Below are 18,637 nucleotides of genomic sequence, written 5' to 3' on the forward strand. Positions count from 1 at the left end.
TTGATTTTTAAGTTTTTCATCATTTTTTTCTTGTTTCAAACTCAGTTAAAGACAAGCCCTTCTTTTTTCTCTTCTTCTTTCCCTTTCCAGCCCGAAGAGGATTCGTAATATGGCTGAATATTCTTTTTGAAGTCCTCAGGGTTCAGGATTGCACTTAGCTGCGAAAGCACCATGATGTTGTCCTTCATGTTGACTCCGTCTTCTCCTGCTGGTTCTTCAATTGAAAGCTCTGCAATATTTTTTATAACTTCCTTGGTTTCCCCAGGGAGATGTCCGGTAAAAGTGTAGAGGTTAAGCAGTTCTTCAAGGTTTCTGTGCCCGATTGTTCTTACAGCATAATCCACCCAGCGCATAAGTTCAACCAGTGTGCATGTATCAATTTTTCTGTCAATTTCAAGCCTGTGCATTTCCTGCTTATGGACATCCTGTACAGAATTCCCCTGAAGGGAACCGGCCAATTTTAGAGAATTTTCACTGTTTTTTACATTTTGATTTCCTAATTCCGAGATTCCTGCCACAGGCTTCATTTCGTTTTCTCCATTGCAGGTCACATCTGGCTGCTTACCTTCGCATTCTTCTGTTTCCGGAATCTTAAGCTTCGATGCTTCAAGTCTCTGAATGCTGCAGAAAGGATTTTCTTTTTTACTCACCAGGTCCCTTATATCCACGAGTAACCCCTTAATCTCCCCTTTCATTATTTTCAGTTCGGTTTCAATTTCGCTTACTCTTTTGTCCAACTCCATTCAACCACCTGAATCCGAATATTACTTTTTCGCTACTAGAAGGAGGAAATACCCCCTTAGATTAGGGATCACCTCAGGTTCATTACAGCATCTATCTGCGGAGGAGTAACTCTGGTGATGGGCACTATTGCACCGATCTTCGGTTTTACCTCAATTCTGAATTCTGTGTTAACCACATTACTTACGTTTCCGCTCTGCAGCTTTGATCCCTCAGGGACATCGATGATAATTTGCACTTTTTCATGTTGTTCAAGTACATCATCCGCATCATTGTCTCCTATGAAAGTCTGAGTCCAGACGGTTTCCGGGTCATAGAGAAAGCTGTCGGAATAAGCTACGACCATCATTCCTGTCGTACTGTCAGCTCCGATATCCACCGGAGATTGGCCTGCTGTTAGTTGGAGGGTAATAGTTATATTATCTACAGTAGGAGTAGCTCCAGGAGTACCTTTTGCAATCACATCCCCTGCAAGTCCAACTGAAGAAGATGTCTGTTTGACACCCTCATCAATAGTTTTCTTGGCGGTATCAGAGGTAGTGAACCCAGCTCCGAGAACTACATAGGAGAAAACTGCTGCCACCACTACAAAAGCTGTCAGCACTATTGCGGATTCTAGCCCTGTAAAGGCTTTATCGTCTTTTCTAAAGATGCTAAAAATCCCTTTCATTCGGTTTTCACTCCATCCCTTATTTTCGAATGAAGGCATATAGAAAAGTCAAAAGGTTCCATTCCCCAGCGCCTGATTTTCTATGTTTCTGGGTTGTAGTTTGTTAGAGGAGATATCTGTTCAGGAGCTGATGCTTTTGGTTCCTAGTGTAATGACCCCCCTATATACATACAAATAATTTTACAAAAGATACTACACTCTTCTAACTTATTAACTTTTACCAAAAAAAAATAAAGTCGATATATTAGTATTTATTTAAAATTTGGCTCCAGTTTAAACTTGCAAAGGTCTCTGGCGGAAAACTTCAAGGAAAAAATCAGAATCCTGAACAGAATTTAAATACTAATCATGAGATTCCCAGACCGAGTTTAAAATCCAAATGACAAAAAAATTCATACTATGGTTGAAAAATAAAAAGAAAGTACAAAACAAAAATTAAGTGAGGTTTAATAAAATTTCTCAATCTCGGACTTTACGTCTTCGATTGAAAACTTTTGCCTCACAAGCGGTTCTTCACGAATTGTCAGGAACATTTCTTCCAGGGTATCCTTATCTTTTTTGTAAAAGATGCCGTTTGGAATTTTTTCTCCCCATTCAAGGGCCCTTTCGAAGGCTTTCATGCGGTCGTAAGGGTCATATTCGGCTTCGAGTTTGTAGATTCTCTCCCGGTACCACTTGAAAGTATTCACTTTGTTAAAAGTGACACAGGGCTGAAGAATGTCCAGAAGGGAAAAGCCCCTGTGGGTTATGGCAGTCTTTATCAGCTCTTTAAGGTGCTCCGGGTCTCCTGCAAATCCCCTGGCTACGAAACTGCAGTCCTGGGAAATTGCCAGAGCAAGAGGGTTCAGGGGCTCGGCAGGAACGCCTGAGGGCTGGACTTTTGTACGGGTCCCTTTGGCTGTTGTAGGCGAAGCCTGTCCCTTGGTAAGCCCGTAGATCTGGTTGTCGTGCACTAAAAGGGTAATATTCGGGTTCTTACGGATGGCATGCAGGAAGTGGTTTCCTCCTTCCCCGTAACAGTCTCCGTCCCCGGCAACTGCAATCACGTGCAGGGAATGGTTGGCAAGTTTTGCAGCCGTGGCAACAGGAAGGGTCCTTCCGTGCAGCCCGTTGAAGGTGTGGCACTTCATGTAGTGGGGCAGTTTTCCACTCTGGCCTATTCCAGAAACCATAAGGACTTCCCAGGGCTCAATGTCGAGTTCGACAAGCGCCTGTTTGACGGCTGAGAGGATCTGGAAGTTTCCGCATCCCGGGCACCAGGCAGGAACCTGGCCTTTATAATCTTCAGAGGTAGGCATCTACTTCCTCCTTCAGGTTTTCAATGGTAAAAGGTCTTCCATCGTACTTTAAGATCTGATGGGTAAAGCCAAAGCCTGTTTCGGCCCTCATGAGCTTTGCAAATTGTCCTGTGGCGTTATTCTCAATGGAGATGGCAAGCTTTGCCTTTTCAAGAAGCTCGATGTAATCCAATCTGTCCCGTTCGGGGAGTGGGTAGACCTGGCTGAAATGCATCATGGCAACCTTCCTGTCTCTGGAGAGGATGTCCACAACCTCTTTTATCACCCCGTATGTCGAGCCGTGTCCCACAAGCACTATTTCCGGAGAGGGGTCTCCGTACAGAAACGGGGCTTCGATTTCTTTTTTTATCAGTGAAAGTTTTTTTAGCAGTCTTTTCCGGACCATTTTGATGCGGGTTTCAGCGTCTTCTATAATGTGCCCTTCTTCATCATGTTCGTCACTGTCTGCTACTACCAGATGCTTTCCTGCTTCTCCCGGAACGGCAAGCAGAGAGATACCTGTATCCGAATATCTGTGGCGCTTGTATTCCTCTACCCCTTCCAGGTCTTTTTCTCTCAACCGGTAATCATTGTAGATCAGGTGCTCGAAATCGAAGTTTTCAAAAGTCCACTCCGAGTCTCCAAGGTACTGGTCGGACTGGATAAATACCGGGATCTGGTACTTCTCAGCAAGTTCGAAAGCTCTGTTCGTGAGATAAAAAGCCTGTTTTGGAGTCCCCGGTTCAAAGATAACCTTTGGGAACTCGCCGTGTCCCGCATACAGAATGAAAAGCAAATCTGCCTGCTCGGTGCGGGTAGGTAAACCCGTAGCAGGCCCCGGACGCTGTATTTCGGCAATCACGAGAGGCGTTTCGGTCATCCCTGCCAGGGAGAGTCCTTCCACCATCAGGGCAAATCCCCCTCCCGAACTTCCGGTCATTGCCCTTACACCTGTAAAAGAGGCTCCTATTGCCATGTTAATGGCTGAAATTTCGTCTTCAGCCTGTTCTACTACAAGGCCATGTTCTTCGGCTTTTGAAGCAAGGTAATTCAGAATCCCTGTTGAAGGCGTCATGGGATAGGCAGAATAGAATTTGCAGCCGGACATGAGAGCTCCCAGCCCTATAGCCTGAATCCCGTCTATAAGCATGAATTTTTTTTCTTCCGGCTCCTGAATTTCAGCGCCTTCGCAGCGGGGGCAGTTTGAGAGTGCGTAATTGTACCCTGCCTCGGCACAGGCCAGGTTTTTCTCAATTACTTCTTCTCCTTTTTTCCTGAAAGTGCTTTTCAGGATATCCTTCAGATTCTCAAGCCCCAGGCCTAACAGGCCAAGCACTGCCCCTGTTGCTACGGTATTTGCCATGATACCGCTTTTTCCGACATCAAGGGCTATTTTCTTGAAGGGAACATCTATGAACTCCGGTTCTTCAAACTTCTTCTTTATGGTCTCGGAGTCATACAGGATAAATCCGTCATCTCTTACGCTTTCTTTGTGAATTTCAATCGTGTTCAGATCAAGGGCGAGAAGAATGTCGACCATATCCCTGGAGGCCGATACCTTCCTGTCTGAAAAGCGGATCTGGTAATAATTATGTCCGCCGCGCACCCTGGACATGTAATCCTGGTGGGTGAATACATGGTATCCTTTTCGGGAAAAGATTTTTGCAAGGGCTCCTCCTATGGTCTGCAGCCCCTGGCCTGCCTCTCCCCCTATTCGAAGTGTATAGTCCAGAAACTTTACCTCCAAACTTCCTTTATATTTTTGAATTTCAGTCAATTCCCACATTTCGAATGTAAGTTTAGGATTCTCTAAGAGTTATGAGAGTGTATAAAACAAACCGAGTTTGCAACCTCTCCGAAATAATTACAGTAAAACAGAAATTCCTTGGATTTTGTTTTCTTTCTTTTTCCATTCTCCCCTGCCTTTTTCAGGCTTTCACCCTCTTCAGCCCCTAAGTAGTATTAATATTAAACCTTAAATAATCTTGCTTCATAGCCTGATCTCGAAATTCGGTGAAAATCTGTGCTAAAACGTGACATTAAAGTACTAATAAAATAAGTTCACATATGAGTAAATGAACAGAATGAGAGAATCTGGTCCTCTGTCCGCTGTCTCTAGAGCTCGATTTTCTGAAAATTTTCTGCTTATCTGGAATGAAGTCTCTAAGAACAAAGTGTTTTTGAAGAATATTGGCACAGGAGAAGGAGCTAAAGTGTTGTCAAATGATGCGGTAAAAGACTTCTTTGCTAAAGGCCGGGGTGTTTTGCTTGGCTTTTCCCTCATACTTCTTGGAGCTCTACTGATTACAGTCAATAAAATTATTGCCTCATTCATGGTTCTCATCGGAATTATTCTCCTCGCACTAAGTGACTATCTTGGTGAAAGTGGGGAGAAATCAGAATGGGATAGGGAAAACATGGTTGAGGAAAACGTGGTTGAGGAAAACGTGGTTGAGGAAAACGTGGATGAGGAATCTGAGAATAAGCGAGAATAAGAGTGGAGCAGAACCAAGGAGTGATCCGAATTAGAGAGTGATTCGAATTAGAAAGGATTAAGGAGAGCTAAAGGGCTGAGCCTGGCTAAAAAGTGGGGGAAGGATAACAAAAAGTTGATTTGGAGCCGAAACAGGCTGAACCTGAACTCAAAAATGCCCTTTAAGAGTCAGTTTCATGAATGAAAGATGATGAACAGGTTCTTATCGTATTTTTTGGAAAATGAGGCTGGGATTGGCTGAAAAGAACATACCGTCTTGAATCAAAAATCTTCAAGTTTCAAAACAAATAAAAGATCTTCCCAACGAGAATACAGCCTACTAAAGCAATACCCAGTATCAATATCTCCGTCTGGAGTAAAGCGTATAATATGAAAAAACAAATTATTGAAGTGACCGCACAGGCCAGAATGTCCACAGGATCGGTCATACCTGCCTCCATTCTTATTTTAGAAATCCCCTTCGTGATAAGCATTTCTACTTTTGCTAAAAATTTAATAATAACCTGATGTATAATATTTTATGAATAACTCTTTAATCGGAAGACAGTAGAAGTGCCGATTGCAGTTTAATTGTTAAATGATTATTGAAAATCGGAATCAGTAAAAAACGAAGTAAGAAAAAAGCAAAGAAAAAAAGAAAAATGTGATCCCCTCCATGCTGTTTTTTGAGGAAAGGGATTTCTGGTTGCAGTTCCGGTTCAGGGTGTGTTTTTATTTTCCTGAATGGATCGGGTTGAGTTTTTTCCTTTTGCTTTCATCGGGAGCTTCAGAACTTTCCGCGTCCGAGTTGTGCATGTGCGCGTGCCAGGTGTCCGGCTGCCTGAGCGCCTATAAGGGAAATCTCTCCTGCAAGCACCGTGGAAGCTACGATTTCTGCAAACTTTCGTGAGTTTATCCCGGGAGTATCTCCTGCTCCTGCCACCCCAAGGATGTTGAGGCAATCCCTCTGGGTTCCAAGGCCAGTGCCTCCGCCTACCGTACCGACAGGAAGGGCTGGCAGGGTGACTGAACAGTGTATCTCCCCGTATTTTGTAAGTTCCATACTCGTAATTGCGGTGCTGCCTTCAACGACATGGGCAGCGTCCTGCCCGCAGGCAAGGTAGACCGCGGCGATGATGTTTGCAGCGTGGGCATTAAATCCCATGGATCCAGCTCTTGCCGAACCAAGCAGGTTTTTACTGTAATTCACTTCAAACATTGACTCAGGGGTACACTTGAGAGTCTCCTTGACTATCTCTTCGGGGATAGTTACTTCGGCAACTACGGTCTTTCCTCTCCCGAGAATAGTACTTATGGACGCAGGTTTTTTATCGGTGCACATATTGCCTGAAAGGGTCACGGGCTGTGCGCCAAATTCGTCTTCTATGAGGTGCATCACCGTATCGGTGGCTATGGTCACCATATTCATGCCCATAGCATCTTTTGTGTCATAGGAAAACCGGAGATAAACATACGTCCCGGTCACGAAAGGCTTTACCGAGAGCAGCTTTCCAAACCGGGTAGTTTTTTCAGCAACCTCTTTCATCTGCTCGAAAACCTCAGGACTTTTTACCCATTCGTAAAATTTCCTGGCTCTGTCAAGGCTCTCAAGCTTGAAAACCGGGGCTCTGGTCATTTCATCTTCAAAAACTCTGACATTTGCCCCGCCTGACTTTGTGATGACCGAACAGCCGCGGTTTACACTGGCAACAAGGGCTCCTTCCGTTGTTGCCAGAGGGATATAGTATTCCGCGTCTGCATATTCCCCGTTTACTTTCAGAAGGCCGGCAACCCCCAGAGGGATCTGGACTGCTCCTATCATGTTTTCAATGTTTTTCTTTGTCACAATTTCTACATCTAAAGAGAAGTTCTGGATGTGTTCAAATTCGAGTTTTGCATACTCCTGAATAGCAAGTCTCCGAATTTTTACGGCTGTTAGCGGGTCTGCAAACTCTTCGATCTTACGAAAGGCTATATCTCCATCAAGAACTTTCTGTAAAAGAAGCTTTTCTTCCTCACTAAGTTCATAATCATTTAAAAACATGAAATCACCGGTTGATCTTTTTATTCTCTTTCTTAAAATTAATGTCCCATATTACAGTAAGAAAGCTAATTCGAATATTTTACACGTTTGAATATGGTGTCTTTGTATTAGGATCCATTTTTATCCTAAATATCTCCATTTTAGCATATAACTCATTCCTCAAAAACAGTTTTCAGACTACTTCACATAGTCCATCAAGATACCCCGGAAAACATAAAAATTGTTGCCTGTTTTGAAGCAGTAGTTTTCAAAACTAGTTTCTTAATCGTTAGCAGAAATACTCTTATAATAAAATACTCGTTAGCAAGAGTACCCTTATAATAAAATACAGCTTTAAGAATAATTCAAAAATGTTTTTAAAAACGTGGTTTTAAAGGAAGATCTTTGAAAGATAATAATCAAAATCTATTTTAAATGATTGTTTAAAAAAATTTTGATGAAATGTGAATAAATTTTAAATGAATTTTATGGTATTTTAAGGAATTTTGACTCATCCTTAAAGTTGATTTTTGGCTCCATTCTCAGATTCAAAAGTTTATAATCAACTGGTTTTCCTCTCTGTACGTCAGAAAAAGTTCAGCTACATCTTTTGAGCAAATGAACTCAATTCCAGGGATTAATTCTTCCTTCTTAAGGCCGATCATATCTGAGGCAAGCTGACAGCATCGGAACTCTACTCCCATCTCTATGCATTCCTGAACTGAGGCATCGTACTTGGGTGACCCTCTCGTTTTATCTTTCTTTGCAAGCAACACTCCCATAGGTCCCCACAGAATTACCAGAACGTCGAGCCCTTTACTTCTATAATACTTCGCGAACTTGAGAGTTTCCTGCGGGCTGGTGCTTTCATACACCATGTTTTTGAGTAGCAGTAATACCTTTTCGACTTTTGTCATAAGAACCCCAGGTCTGAACAATACTTTTCTGAAACAGATTACCTGGATGTATATAAAGTTTCACATTGAATCTGCGGTTATATTCACTTTTTCCCTGCATTTATATAAATTTGCCAACTCCCTCAGAAATTTGTAAAATCCATACGCTTGTACATAATTTAGCTAATTCTATTGCAGTTTGAAAATATGCAGTTGCATTTTGAATCTCAAGAGGTCTGAAGCAGGCACACTCAAAAAATTTATAAGGCCTGAAGACGATTATAGCATTCAAATTTTTAAAGTTCTATTTGGATGATTATCAGGGTTTATAAAGACTATTTATCTGTTTTTGTATGGTTGATGTTTCATACCGGAGGAATCAGTTCTTGAATAGAAAAGTAAAAACAACAGAATGTATCATAAGTATGCGTAAAACAGAAATTATGGCTATCTGATAAGCACCGATTTATGGCTATCTGATAAGCACTCTTTTTTGTTTCCGGAAATTTCTGCGAGGTACTTTTTTAGTTCCGCTTTATCCCTTCTTGAATCTTGTTTTATATATACACATATATATTTTTAAATTTCGTGTGTGTTATTATATAACTTATAATTATACTTATAACTCACTTTTTTGCCTTTTTCTATGAATAATTACTCATACAGTATACGGGATTTTGGCTGGAAGAAAGTCGGTTTTTTTCACCTATAGACTTATATACTTCTTCTAATTATAATCATAGTTAATATATAAATGGTTCGAGGGTTGATTAAAAATGTCTTCAATTGTAACTGATTTGGAAAATACAGGGCAAAGGAACTTATCTAAAAATTTAGTTGAAGATGAAGATTCTAAAGCAAAAGAGGTAAGCTCACTAATAGATAACCTCCCCGTTACTATTTTCAGGACATCTGTTGATTCATCCTGGGCGGTCAAGTACATTGGTAAAAATGTAGAAATGTTGACAGGACATCCCAGGACGGATTTCATTTCACAAAAAATATCCTGGTCTGATATTGTTTATCCTGAAGATGCTCCACTGATCGAGAAAACAGTGCAGAAGGCTATGAAAAATCGGACTGCCTACCAGGTAGAATACCGCATCAAAAAAACAGATGGCAGTACAGTGTTCATTCAGGAGCTGGCTCATCTTGTGAACGATCAGGCCGGAAACCTGGCTTATATTGACGGAGTATTTCTGGATGTAACTCATCAGATTAAGCAACGGGATGAATCTCAAAAGATGATTGTTAACAGTATTCCCAAGCCTTCTCTGGCATATTTAATCGATTCGTCTCGAAAAATCAGATTTATCAACGACTACTTTGTAGAAATTTGCAATCATAAAAGTGCAGAAGAGATGATAGGACTCACTCCTTCTGACATCGTGGAAAGCAGCACTCTTGTCCATGGTAACGGGAAATCCAAATCAATTGCTGAAGCAGTGCTGGATACTGGGACAGGGGTCTATAACATTGAAGGTTCCGTCAAATTCAGGGGCGCAGACAGGACGATATATGTAATAACTTCTGCAGTGCCTGTAAAAGATGAGGCTGATTCCATTATCGGCTGTCTCATGGTTATGACCGATATGACCGAGATGAAAGAGAAAGAACAGGAAATTGCGGAACTTTTGCACTATACTAACAGCTGTCTGAAGGACCTTGGTGAGGGGATCCGAAGAATCAGTAAGGGGGACCTCGAAGTCCATCTCGAAAAGTTCAAGGACGACGATTTCGGCAAAACCTTTGATGAGTTCAATAAGCTTGTAGCCAATCTGAAATCAGTTATTGAAATTATTCTTAAAGATATGCTCACAACCCTTGAAGAAGCCCGGCAGTCCGAAGAAGCTGTCAGCCAGATGAATACGGGCATGCAGCAGATTTCAACGGCCGCAGAGCAGATCGCAACCGGTTCGGAGAACCTCTCCAGGCATGCCGGAACAGCAGCAACTGATGTAAAAGCTTCTCAGGATATTTTCAGAAAGCTCAGTGAATCCTCCACCGGGTCTTCAAGCTATGCTTCCCAGGCAGGGAAGACCAGTGAAGAAGCCCAGGAGCTCAATAACATGGCTCTTGAAGGAGTGGAACAGTTTGTTGCGGAAATCTTCAAACTTGGAAACATTGTTCACTCTCTGGATGACGCCGTTAACAACATCGGAGCCGTTACCGGGAAAATCAAATCTATTGCAGACCAGACCAACCTCCTTGCTCTGAATGCCGCCATTGAAGCCGCAAGAGCCGGGGAATACGGCAGAGGCTTTGCCGTTGTGGCCGATGAGGTCCGAAAACTTGCTGCAGACTCAAGGAAGAGCACTGATGAGATAAACGGGATTGTCACAAACGTCCAGAAAGAGACCAAGAAAGTAACGGAAGCCATCAATGCCGCTGATGTCCAGGCTAAAACCGGGAGCAAGAACATCAAACAGGCTCTGAACAAGAGTCATGAGATTGCCGCTGCAGTTGCCACCATAAACTCCATGCTTGTCGAACTGGACAAGCTTTCGGACGAAGGCCTGAATAAGATCGATAACATTGAGAAGAGCATCAGTGAAGCTGCATCTACCGCTGAGGAAAATGCAGCGAGCAGCGAAGAAACTTCTGCAGCTATTGAGGAACAGACAGCTGCCATGCAGCAGGTAAGCACTTCGGTACAGAGCGTCAGCGAGCTTGCCCAGAAAACCGTCGACACTCTTCTGGAAAACTTCAAAGTGTCGGGGGAGCAGACAAGCAATCAACCTTCTTTTGGAAAACCACAGCATTTCGACAGGAAAAAGAGTACGAAAATATACTGAATGCCGAGTCCGACGCTGTTTGAATTAGGGGGATAATGGGGTGCAGCAGTCCGTACTCTGCAATTCCTTAACCCTTTCAGGTGATGAAAAATGAGCTACCATAGTCAGATTGTAAATGTGAACAATACGATTCAGGTGATTGTTTTCAATCTTGGTGAAGAAAGATATGGAGTTGAAATTTCCCAGGTAAAGGAAATTATCCTGCCGACTCAAATCACCAGAATTCCAAACGTGCCTGGCTTTGTAGAAGGAGTCCTGAACCTCAGAGGGCAAATTGCAGCCATTATCAATCTCAGGAAAAGACTGGGCAAGGAATCCAAAAAAAATGATGAAAATACCCGGATTATTGTTGTCGAATACAATAATGCAACCATTGGGATGATGGTTGACAGTGTCAGTGAAGTCAAATATCTCTCTTCCCAGAATATCGAAGAAATTCCCAGGTTTTTAGCTTTGAGAGACGATTCCAGGTTTTTGAAAGGCGTGGGAAAACTTGAGGATGGGCTTCTCACCCTGATGGACCTTAAAGAGCTGTTCAGTGAAGACGAGCTGAAGGAGATCAAGGGATGACCGAAAAAGTCCACCTTCGGGTTCCTATTAAAACTTATGATGGTGGATGGGCGGATGTAGAGCTGGTAGTTACCGACAACAACCTTGTTATAGGCAAAAGGAACATCCCCCTCAAGGAGATAGAAGACCTTGAAGAAGTTGAAGTGGAGGGCGTTAGTTGCATCCGGATTAAGAAAGAGAATAAAGTCATCCTTAGACTTCCTCTCAATCTTCATCAACAGGTTTTCAAATTCATTGCATTCCACCTCAAAGCAGATAAATTTGCAGTGTTTTTTTTGGAGTCTGCTACTGTAGGTGGTGTAGTTTCCTCGAGTGCCAGGTGGGAAAAAGGGTATTTCAGCGTAACCGATGAAGGATTCTGGTTTTTGTCCGTCAGGAACCAGAAGAGAATTCCTATTGAAAATCTCGGGTCCGTTAAAACCGATCTCAGAAACGTAGGTGGGAAACAGAGAAAAATTCTTGTCCTGTCTCATGTTGAAAAAAGTAATGTAGTAACAAGCCTTGTTCTCTGCCCGGAAAGTACGCTGGAAATGCTTGAAGGCTATCTGCAGAGACTTTTTGAAAAACATATACCTCCAATTACCCTGTCTGATGATGAAATGCAGATTCTCACTCTGATATATTCCGGATTGGACTTCGCATCGATTGAAAACATCGTAGGGATGTCAACTGATGAGCTGAATACTTATTATGACCGCCTTGTCGATTCCGGCCTGGCTAAGGTTGTAAAAATTAGAAAAGAAATCGAATTGACCCCTCATGGGGTAAGTATGGTTGATAAAATATCCAAGAGATAATTTTTCCGGGGGATACTTATGGCAAAAGTCCTGATTGTTGATGATACAGCTTTTATGAGGAAACTTCTTAAAAATATTCTTTTTGGTGCCGGATTTGATATTGCAGGAGAAGCCGAAAACGGGAAACAAGCCGTGGAAATGTACAGGGAGCTCAAACCGGATGTCGTGACAATGGACGTCGTCATGCCTGAAATGACAGGAATTGATGCCCTAAAGCAAATAAAAGCCCTTGATAAAGAAGCTAAAGTTGTGATGTGCACTGCCATCGGGCAGGAGAGTATAGTAAAAACGGCGATAAAACTTGGAGCAAGAGGCTACATTATAAAACCCTTCCAGGCTCCTAAAGTCATTGAAGAGATAAAGAAAGTAATCGGTGCATAAATCTTGGAGATAGAGCATGATTCGCACTCTTATTGTTGACGACTCTGCCTTCATGCGGATGGCAATAAGAAGCATGCTTGCAAGCAGCCAGGACATAAAGATAGTCGGAGATGCGCGTAATGGAAAAGAAGCTGTAGAAAAGGCAAAAACATTACACCCTGACATAGTTATAATGGACGTTAACATGCCGGTCATGGATGGGCTGACGGCTGTTAAAACCATTATGAATACGAATCCTGTTCCCATCATCATGTTCAGTACCCTGACAACAGAGGGTTCAAAAGAGGCGCTGGAGGCTTTGCATCTCGGAGCAATAGATTTTACTGCAAAATCCGATTCTCACCATGATGTGAATAAGGCCGAAAAAGAGCTTATTAATAAAATAAGAAATATTCACAGTTCAAACCCAAACATATTGAGATTAATTAATATGAGAGTATTCAAAGGGGAGGTCGTTAGGGGGAAATGGAAATGTGCCGGCGACTTTGGAGTTCTCATAGGGTCCTCTACAGGCGGTCCCTCCTCTCTTGAACAGGTGATTCCAAGGCTCCCTGGTGATTTGCCTGCTCCGGTTTTTGTTGTCCAGCATATGCCTGAAGGCGGTTTTTGCAGGCAGCTGGCAGAAAGGTTGAATTTTATGTCGGAGCTGGAAGTAAAGGAAGCCCGAAATAATGAAAAAGTAGCGGCAGGTGTTGTTTATGTAGCACCGGGGGGCTGTCACATGACTGTTAGAAAGGCTCTGGATGTCACCAGGATCAAACTCATAAAAAGTCAGCCTGTCCATGCCGTAATGCCTGCGGTTGATGTAACTGCCGAAAGTATGCTTGCAGTATATGGAAAGAACATAGTTGCCTCTATTCTTACGGGTATGGGGTTTGACGGGGCTTCAGGGTTTAAAAAGATACGGGATGCAGGCGGTTTCACTATTGCTTGCAGCGAAGATACCTGTGTTATTTTCGGGATGCCAAAGGCTGCAATAGAGGCCGGAGCAATTGATTTCGTTAAACCCATTTTTAAAATCCCTGAAGAAATTGTGACGAAACTGGAGGCGAAGTGCAATGGAAAGTGACATGGCAGCTTATAAAAGCGATTTCCTTCAGGAAGTATACGAATGTCTCGATGTATTCAATCAATCCTTTGTGGATCTGGAAAATGGAGAAATTGGCGCAATTGATGAAATCTTCAGGATAACCCACACCATAAAAGGAATGGCCGGGTTTCTCGGGTATGTCTCCCTTGAACATCTTTGCCATAGTATGGAAGAAGTCCTTTGTGGCATAAAAAACGGAGACATAGAGATAGACGGGGAACTGGTTGACATCCTGCTTTCGACAGTTGACCGAATTACAGAGATCGTCAAACAAATAGAAAGTGCAGATAATGATTCTGTCAAAATAGACGATCTCCTGAAAGTTTTCGAAAATTACGAAAAAATGAAGGATGATGAGCAGGGGTCACTTTGTCCGTTCTCCATTGAAAAGAAGAACGCGGATACGATGACTGCATTAGTGCCGCAAACAGAGGAAATTATAGCACCATCCGAATACACTGATAACGGGGAAAATGGAATCGACTGCAATCAGGATGCCTGCAATCTCGTTCTGGATCTGACCCTTGCTAAAGACTGTGTTATGAAGGATTTGAGGGCAGCACTGGTTATAGAATCCCTCAGGGATTTTTGCAATATAACTCGCACGGACCCCTATGAAAATGAACTGGATAATACTTTTGACGGTCACCTGAAAGTGTTCCTCTCAGGAGACCGCGACAAAGTCGAAGGGGCGATGGACAGAATTTCGGAGATAGAAAGTTTCGATATTTCCGAAATTAAACTGCCTGGTACTGTCTGTGATGAAGAATTTAAAGCTACCAGTCCTGCATTTAACAGTCCTGTAGCGGAAGAAAAGCTCTCCGATACCCCTTTAACTTCATTCCCTGTGATTGAAGAGCCGGCAGTCTCAACTGCAGAAAAATCAAATTCGCTTCACTCCTGTATCTACAGTCTGGCATTAAGACTGCGCTGCATTCCGGACAGAATAAGCAGGTCAATAAATTGTTTTAAAATTACCGAATCCGCGGGGATACTTCCAAATAAAAAATGCAATGAATCTTCCCCTGAGGTTCCGAAGTCTCGGGAAGTCCGGGTTCCGGGGACCGATCCGGAAGTGAGTCCTGCAGTTCCTGGTCAGGAGTCGAAGCCGGAAGAAGCCGGGATTTCCGAGCCTGTTTTTGATGAGCCTGTTTTTGATGAGCCTGTTTTTGATGAGCCTGTTCTTGATGAGCCTGTTCTTGATATGGCTTTTGATGGACCGGTTCCTGATAAGATTATTCCTGATGAGATTATTTCTGACGCGAGTCTTTCTGATACGGAAATTTCCGATCCGGAGTTGCTGCTTGATAAAGTCCGGCCCCCCGTAGAGAAATCCGAAGCCACCCATTTCCCTGGGCCAAAGCCGCAGGAGGCTTGGGAAAGCGAGGAGCCGGAAGCCGGATCAAGCTATCACTTATCCGAATCGGCAGCATCCGCAAAAGTGCCGCTGGAAACACAGAGGCAGGAAACTATCCGGGTAAGGACCTCCAATCTCGATAATATAATGAACCTTGTCGGGGAGCTTGTTATAAACAAGGGGCGTCTGCTCCAGATCTCCCAGGAGTATAACCTCCCGGAACTGGAGGAAGCGACCGGGACGCTGGATAAGTCCATCTCAAGCCTGCAGGACGAAGTGATGCGGATAAGGATGGTAAAAATTGAGAGGGTGTTCAGTAAGTTTCCGCGCATGGTCAGGGACCTGAGCAGAAAATTCGACAAAAATATCGAGTTTGAAATTGAAGGTCAGGACACGGAACTGGACAGGACGATCCTGGACGAAATTAGCGATCCTCTGGTCCACCTTGTCAGAAATGCCGTTGATCACGGTATAGAATATCCCGAAGAGCGGGAAAAAGCCGGGAAGAATGAAGTGGGACACATAAAACTCTCCGCCAGAAGAGAGAAAAACAACGTAATAATTGAGATCGAAGACGACGGCAAAGGTATAGATGTTGAGTTACTGAAAAAGAAAGCCGTTGAGAAAGGCTTATTCTCGGCATTTGATGTGGAAAATTTCAGTGAAGAAGAAATTCGGATGATAATTTTCGCCCCGGGATTTTCGACAAAGGAATCCCCAACAGAGATCTCAGGCAGGGGTGTGGGTATGGATGCGGTGAAAACTGCTGTTGAGAAACTGGGCGGGAAGGTCAGGGTTTATTCAAAGAAAGGAGAGTTTACCCGAATCAGAATCGATCTGCCTCCTACTGTTGCTATAATCAAATCCCTCCTGGTGGAGGTCGGGCCTGAGACATATGCTATCCCGATTTCCAACGTTGTGAAAGCTCTGAGTGTTGACAGCAGTGATTATAAGCTCATTAAAGAAACCCCTGTGCTTTACATAAGGGATAAGCTGATACCAACTGCAGAACTAAAAGAAATTTTCCATGTTGAATGCAAAAAAGCGGATAAAGAAATCGCCATAATTGTTGAAAAAGAAAATGAAGAAGTTGGCCTCATAGTTGATTCGATTATAGACCAGCAGGAAATTGTTATTAAACCGCTAGGAAACATTTTCTCAAATTCAAAAGGATTTATCGGAGCCACAATACTGGGGGATGGGCGTGTAATTCCGATTATAGATGTTTCAATGCTTATAAAGGGTGATATCGATGACTGATATAGGTAATCTCAGTGAAGTGGAACTGGATGTTTTGAAGGAACTCGGAAATATAGGGGCAGGACATGCTGCCACATCTCTCTCTAAACTACTGGATAAAGATGTCTACCTCTCAGTTCCGGAGGTCAGGGTGGGAGAAATAAAAAATATCTCCAGTGAATTCATTGGTGAGATTGTTGCAGGCGTGATTATAGCCCTGCAGGACCTTGAAGAAAAAAAATCCGGGTATCTGTACATTATGTTTCCTGAAAAGTCAGCAAGAAAAATTGCAGGCGATTTATTCTGTATGGAAGATCTGGATGAGGAAATGTATGCTTCCACAATTATGGAGGTCGGAAACATCCTGTCCTCTTCTTTTTGTGATGCATCCGCTGACTTTATGGACATAACCTTACTCCCGTCCCCCCCAAATTTCGCGGAAGATGTCCCTACGGCAGTGATTGATTCCGTAGTTTCGCAGATGGCTAAGAATAGTAACCATGTTATCCTGTTTGAGACTTCTCTTAGCTCTTATTCGAATATAGAGGTTTATTTAGCCCTGCTTCCGGAAGCCTGCCTGCTTGACGACATGATGAAGATTATGGGAAACTATGAACGAGGATATCTTATTCATCTCGAATGAGAGTGGGAAAGCTATTTTCTTAACCAGCGGAGCTGTGCTGGTTAAGTCTTTTTGTTCGCTTTCAAAAACCTGTCTATTTAGGGATTCCTGCCGGGGGTGTGACATGGTTGATGCCGCAAAAAGTCATCTGGCAGGGAATAAATCAAATTTGACCGTTAAAAACCTTGCCGGGGAACTCTCTGCCGGAATCGGAGAATACAAAATCGGGAAAAATGTCCTCTTAAAAGTTATGGGCCTTGGTTCCTGTATTGGAGTTATTCTTTCTGACTTCTCAACAGGCATCTGCGGAATAGCCCACGTGCTGCTTCCGGGGGCATCGAATACCGGGGAAGCAAAGTATGCCGAGACAGCCATAGAAAATATGTTTGAAGATATGATCAGGATGGGAGCAAGAAAAAACCGGATTACTGCAAAGTTTGCAGGGGGAGCCCAGGTATTTAAGCACATGAGCCTGGATATCCTCAAAATCGGGGACCGAAACGCCATATCCGTTGAGGAAGCTCTGGTTAAAAGAAATATCCCGATTCTGGCAAAGGATGTGGGTGGGGAAGTCGGAAGGAACGTTTTCTTCAATCCTGTGGACGGGAGCATGATTGTCAAATATACCAAAGGGGAAGTACTGTGGTTGTAAATTTGGATGAAGACTTTAATTTCCTTGTACGAAAAATTTCGAAGTCCTCGGGAATCGTTCTTACCGGGTACAGAGATAGTTATCTCAGAAGGAGGATCGACCTGAGGATGAAAGCCGTAGGTGCGGATAACTATGCAACGTACAAGGGGCTTCTGGAAAGAAATCAAAACGAAATAAAGGAAGTTATAAATGCCCTTACAGTAAACGTTACCGAGTTTATGCGGGATAAAACCCCTTTCCTGTTTTTCCGGAAAGAAATCCTTCCCGAAATAATGGAGCGGAAAAATAAGTCCAGAAGCAACATAGTCAGGTTCTGGAGCGCAGCCTGTTCCTATGGGGAAGAACCGTATTCAATCGGCATCTGTTCCAGAGAAGTTTTGCCGGAAGACTGGAGCGTCTCCATCTATGCAACCGACATCAACGAAAAATGCCTGAAGGACGCTTCCCAGGGGATATACCGTAAAGAGCAATTGAAAAACCTGGAACTTTCCATTGTACGTAAGTACTTTGAGCCTTTCGGAGAGGACTTCAAAGTAAGAAACATTCCGAAACTTTCTATCCGCTTCCAGAAACATGACCTGACCAGCGAAGCTCCGATCTCAAAGCATTTTGATACCGTGTTCTGCAGAAATGTAATGATCTATTTTAATGAGAATCAGAAAGTAAAAATGTTAACTGATTTCTATAATTCTCTTTCTGAAGGAGGCTATCTTGTTATCGGAAAGTCCGAAACTTTACCCGCTGAAATAAGGGAACTGTTTACTCCTGTAAGCGTAAAAGAAAAGATTTTTAAAAAAGTATAATTGGATGTTGGTCAGGCTTGTTTCTTATATTCAGGACGCTGTTGCGGCACTAATATCAGATGAATTAATATATTTTTTGTGATATCCGTATCTGAATTAGACCCATCTCTGAATGATCGAATTAGAAGAAGTTTATATATCAGTTGATTATTCTGCCGTAAACTCTTTTATTTTTTTAATTTTTTACTTTCTAAATATAATATTAAATTGTTTTTGATCTTCGTTCATTCCAAATCTAATTAACGATAACT

Annotated in this window: 16 protein-coding genes; 10 read left to right on the forward strand and 6 right to left on the reverse strand. The window is 42.8% G+C overall.

The features are described 5' to 3' along the window. Window positions 1-41 precede the first annotated feature (41 nt). The 4 genes from MSSIT_RS13990 to MSSIT_RS14005 all read right to left on the reverse strand — a co-directional run bounded on the left by MSSIT_RS13990 (window position 42) and on the right by MSSIT_RS14005 (window position 4,435). On the reverse strand, window positions 42-743 hold the full coding sequence (locus MSSIT_RS13990; RefSeq protein ID WP_048173144.1) for a hypothetical protein: 702 nt from the start codon (window positions 741-743) through the stop codon (window positions 42-44). A gap of 68 nt (window positions 744-811) precedes the next feature. Further along, window positions 812-1,411, reverse strand: coding sequence for an archaellin/type IV pilin N-terminal domain-containing protein (locus MSSIT_RS13995; protein WP_052721768.1), 600 nt, complete (start codon window positions 1,409-1,411; stop codon window positions 812-814). A 446-nt stretch (window positions 1,412-1,857) separates the two neighbouring features. After that, entirely contained in the window at window positions 1,858-2,709 is an 852-nt protein-coding gene (locus MSSIT_RS14000) for a 2-oxoacid:ferredoxin oxidoreductase subunit beta (RefSeq protein WP_048173146.1), read from the reverse strand. Next, window positions 2,696-4,435 (reverse strand): 2-oxoacid:acceptor oxidoreductase subunit alpha, encoded by a 1,740-nt coding sequence (locus tag MSSIT_RS14005; RefSeq protein WP_048174853.1) that lies wholly within the window; start codon window positions 4,433-4,435, stop codon window positions 2,696-2,698. Before MSSIT_RS14005 ends, MSSIT_RS14000 begins: the two co-directional genes overlap by 14 nt. A gap of 328 nt (window positions 4,436-4,763) precedes the next feature. On the opposite strand from MSSIT_RS14005, the gene MSSIT_RS14010 reads away from it, so the two are divergent. Then, window positions 4,764-5,183, forward strand: a complete 420-nt coding sequence (locus MSSIT_RS14010) for a hypothetical protein (protein ID WP_156158865.1) — start codon at window positions 4,764-4,766, stop codon at window positions 5,181-5,183. A gap of 765 nt (window positions 5,184-5,948) precedes the next feature. On the opposite strand, the gene hmgA is transcribed toward MSSIT_RS14010, so the two are convergent. Together hmgA and MSSIT_RS14025 are read right to left on the reverse strand one after the other, a co-directional pair. Continuing rightward, complete coding sequence (hmgA, locus tag MSSIT_RS14020) at window positions 5,949-7,205, reverse strand: hydroxymethylglutaryl-CoA reductase (NADPH) (protein WP_048173151.1); 1,257 nt, start codon at window positions 7,203-7,205, stop codon at window positions 5,949-5,951. 527 nt (window positions 7,206-7,732) lie between these two features. Next, on the reverse strand, window positions 7,733-8,101 hold the full coding sequence (locus tag MSSIT_RS14025) for a DsrE family protein (protein ID WP_048065599.1): 369 nt from the start codon (window positions 8,099-8,101) through the stop codon (window positions 7,733-7,735). 755 nt (window positions 8,102-8,856) lie between these two features. Between MSSIT_RS14025 and MSSIT_RS14030 the strand changes: the two genes are divergently transcribed. The 9 genes from MSSIT_RS14030 (at window position 8,857) to MSSIT_RS14070 (ending at window position 18,386) form a co-directional block, all read left to right on the forward strand. After that, entirely contained in the window at window positions 8,857-10,875 is a 2,019-nt protein-coding gene (locus tag MSSIT_RS14030; RefSeq protein ID WP_048173153.1) for a methyl-accepting chemotaxis protein, read from the forward strand. Window positions 10,876-10,965: 90 nt separating this feature from the next. Next, window positions 10,966-11,445 (forward strand): chemotaxis protein CheW, encoded by a 480-nt coding sequence (locus MSSIT_RS14035; RefSeq protein WP_048173155.1) that lies wholly within the window; start codon window positions 10,966-10,968, stop codon window positions 11,443-11,445. Continuing rightward, entirely contained in the window at window positions 11,442-12,242 is an 801-nt protein-coding gene (locus MSSIT_RS14040; RefSeq protein ID WP_048173157.1) for a CheF family chemotaxis protein, read from the forward strand. The genes MSSIT_RS14035 and MSSIT_RS14040 overlap by 4 nt, the downstream gene beginning before the upstream one ends. Window positions 12,243-12,260: 18 nt before the next feature. Further along, on the forward strand, window positions 12,261-12,623 hold the full coding sequence (locus MSSIT_RS14045; protein WP_048173159.1) for a response regulator: 363 nt from the start codon (window positions 12,261-12,263) through the stop codon (window positions 12,621-12,623). 16 nt (window positions 12,624-12,639) lie between these two features. Then, window positions 12,640-13,692: a protein-glutamate methylesterase/protein-glutamine glutaminase gene (locus MSSIT_RS14050; RefSeq protein ID WP_048173160.1), complete on the forward strand. Its 1,053-nt coding sequence runs from the start codon at window positions 12,640-12,642 to the stop codon at window positions 13,690-13,692. Next, window positions 13,682-16,330 carry a chemotaxis protein CheA gene (locus MSSIT_RS14055; protein ID WP_048173162.1) on the forward strand — a complete coding sequence of 883 codons (2,649 nt, stop codon included), beginning with the start codon at window positions 13,682-13,684 and terminating at the stop codon, window positions 16,328-16,330. Before MSSIT_RS14050 ends, MSSIT_RS14055 begins: the two co-directional genes overlap by 11 nt. Continuing rightward, window positions 16,323-16,952 carry a chemotaxis protein CheC gene (locus MSSIT_RS14060; RefSeq protein ID WP_048173163.1) on the forward strand — a complete coding sequence of 210 codons (630 nt, stop codon included), beginning with the start codon at window positions 16,323-16,325 and terminating at the stop codon, window positions 16,950-16,952. Before MSSIT_RS14055 ends, MSSIT_RS14060 begins: the two co-directional genes overlap by 8 nt. Further along, window positions 16,921-17,583: a chemotaxis protein CheD gene (locus MSSIT_RS14065; protein ID WP_048173165.1), complete on the forward strand. Its 663-nt coding sequence runs from the start codon at window positions 16,921-16,923 to the stop codon at window positions 17,581-17,583. Before MSSIT_RS14060 ends, MSSIT_RS14065 begins: the two co-directional genes overlap by 32 nt. Further along, window positions 17,574-18,386 (forward strand): CheR family methyltransferase, encoded by an 813-nt coding sequence (locus tag MSSIT_RS14070; RefSeq protein ID WP_048173166.1) that lies wholly within the window; start codon window positions 17,574-17,576, stop codon window positions 18,384-18,386. The genes MSSIT_RS14065 and MSSIT_RS14070 overlap by 10 nt, the downstream gene beginning before the upstream one ends. The last annotated feature ends 251 nt before the right edge of the window (window positions 18,387-18,637 follow it).

The organism is Methanosarcina siciliae T4/M (assembly GCF_000970085.1).
GTDB classification, from domain to species: Archaea; Halobacteriota; Methanosarcinia; order Methanosarcinales; family Methanosarcinaceae; genus Methanosarcina; species Methanosarcina siciliae.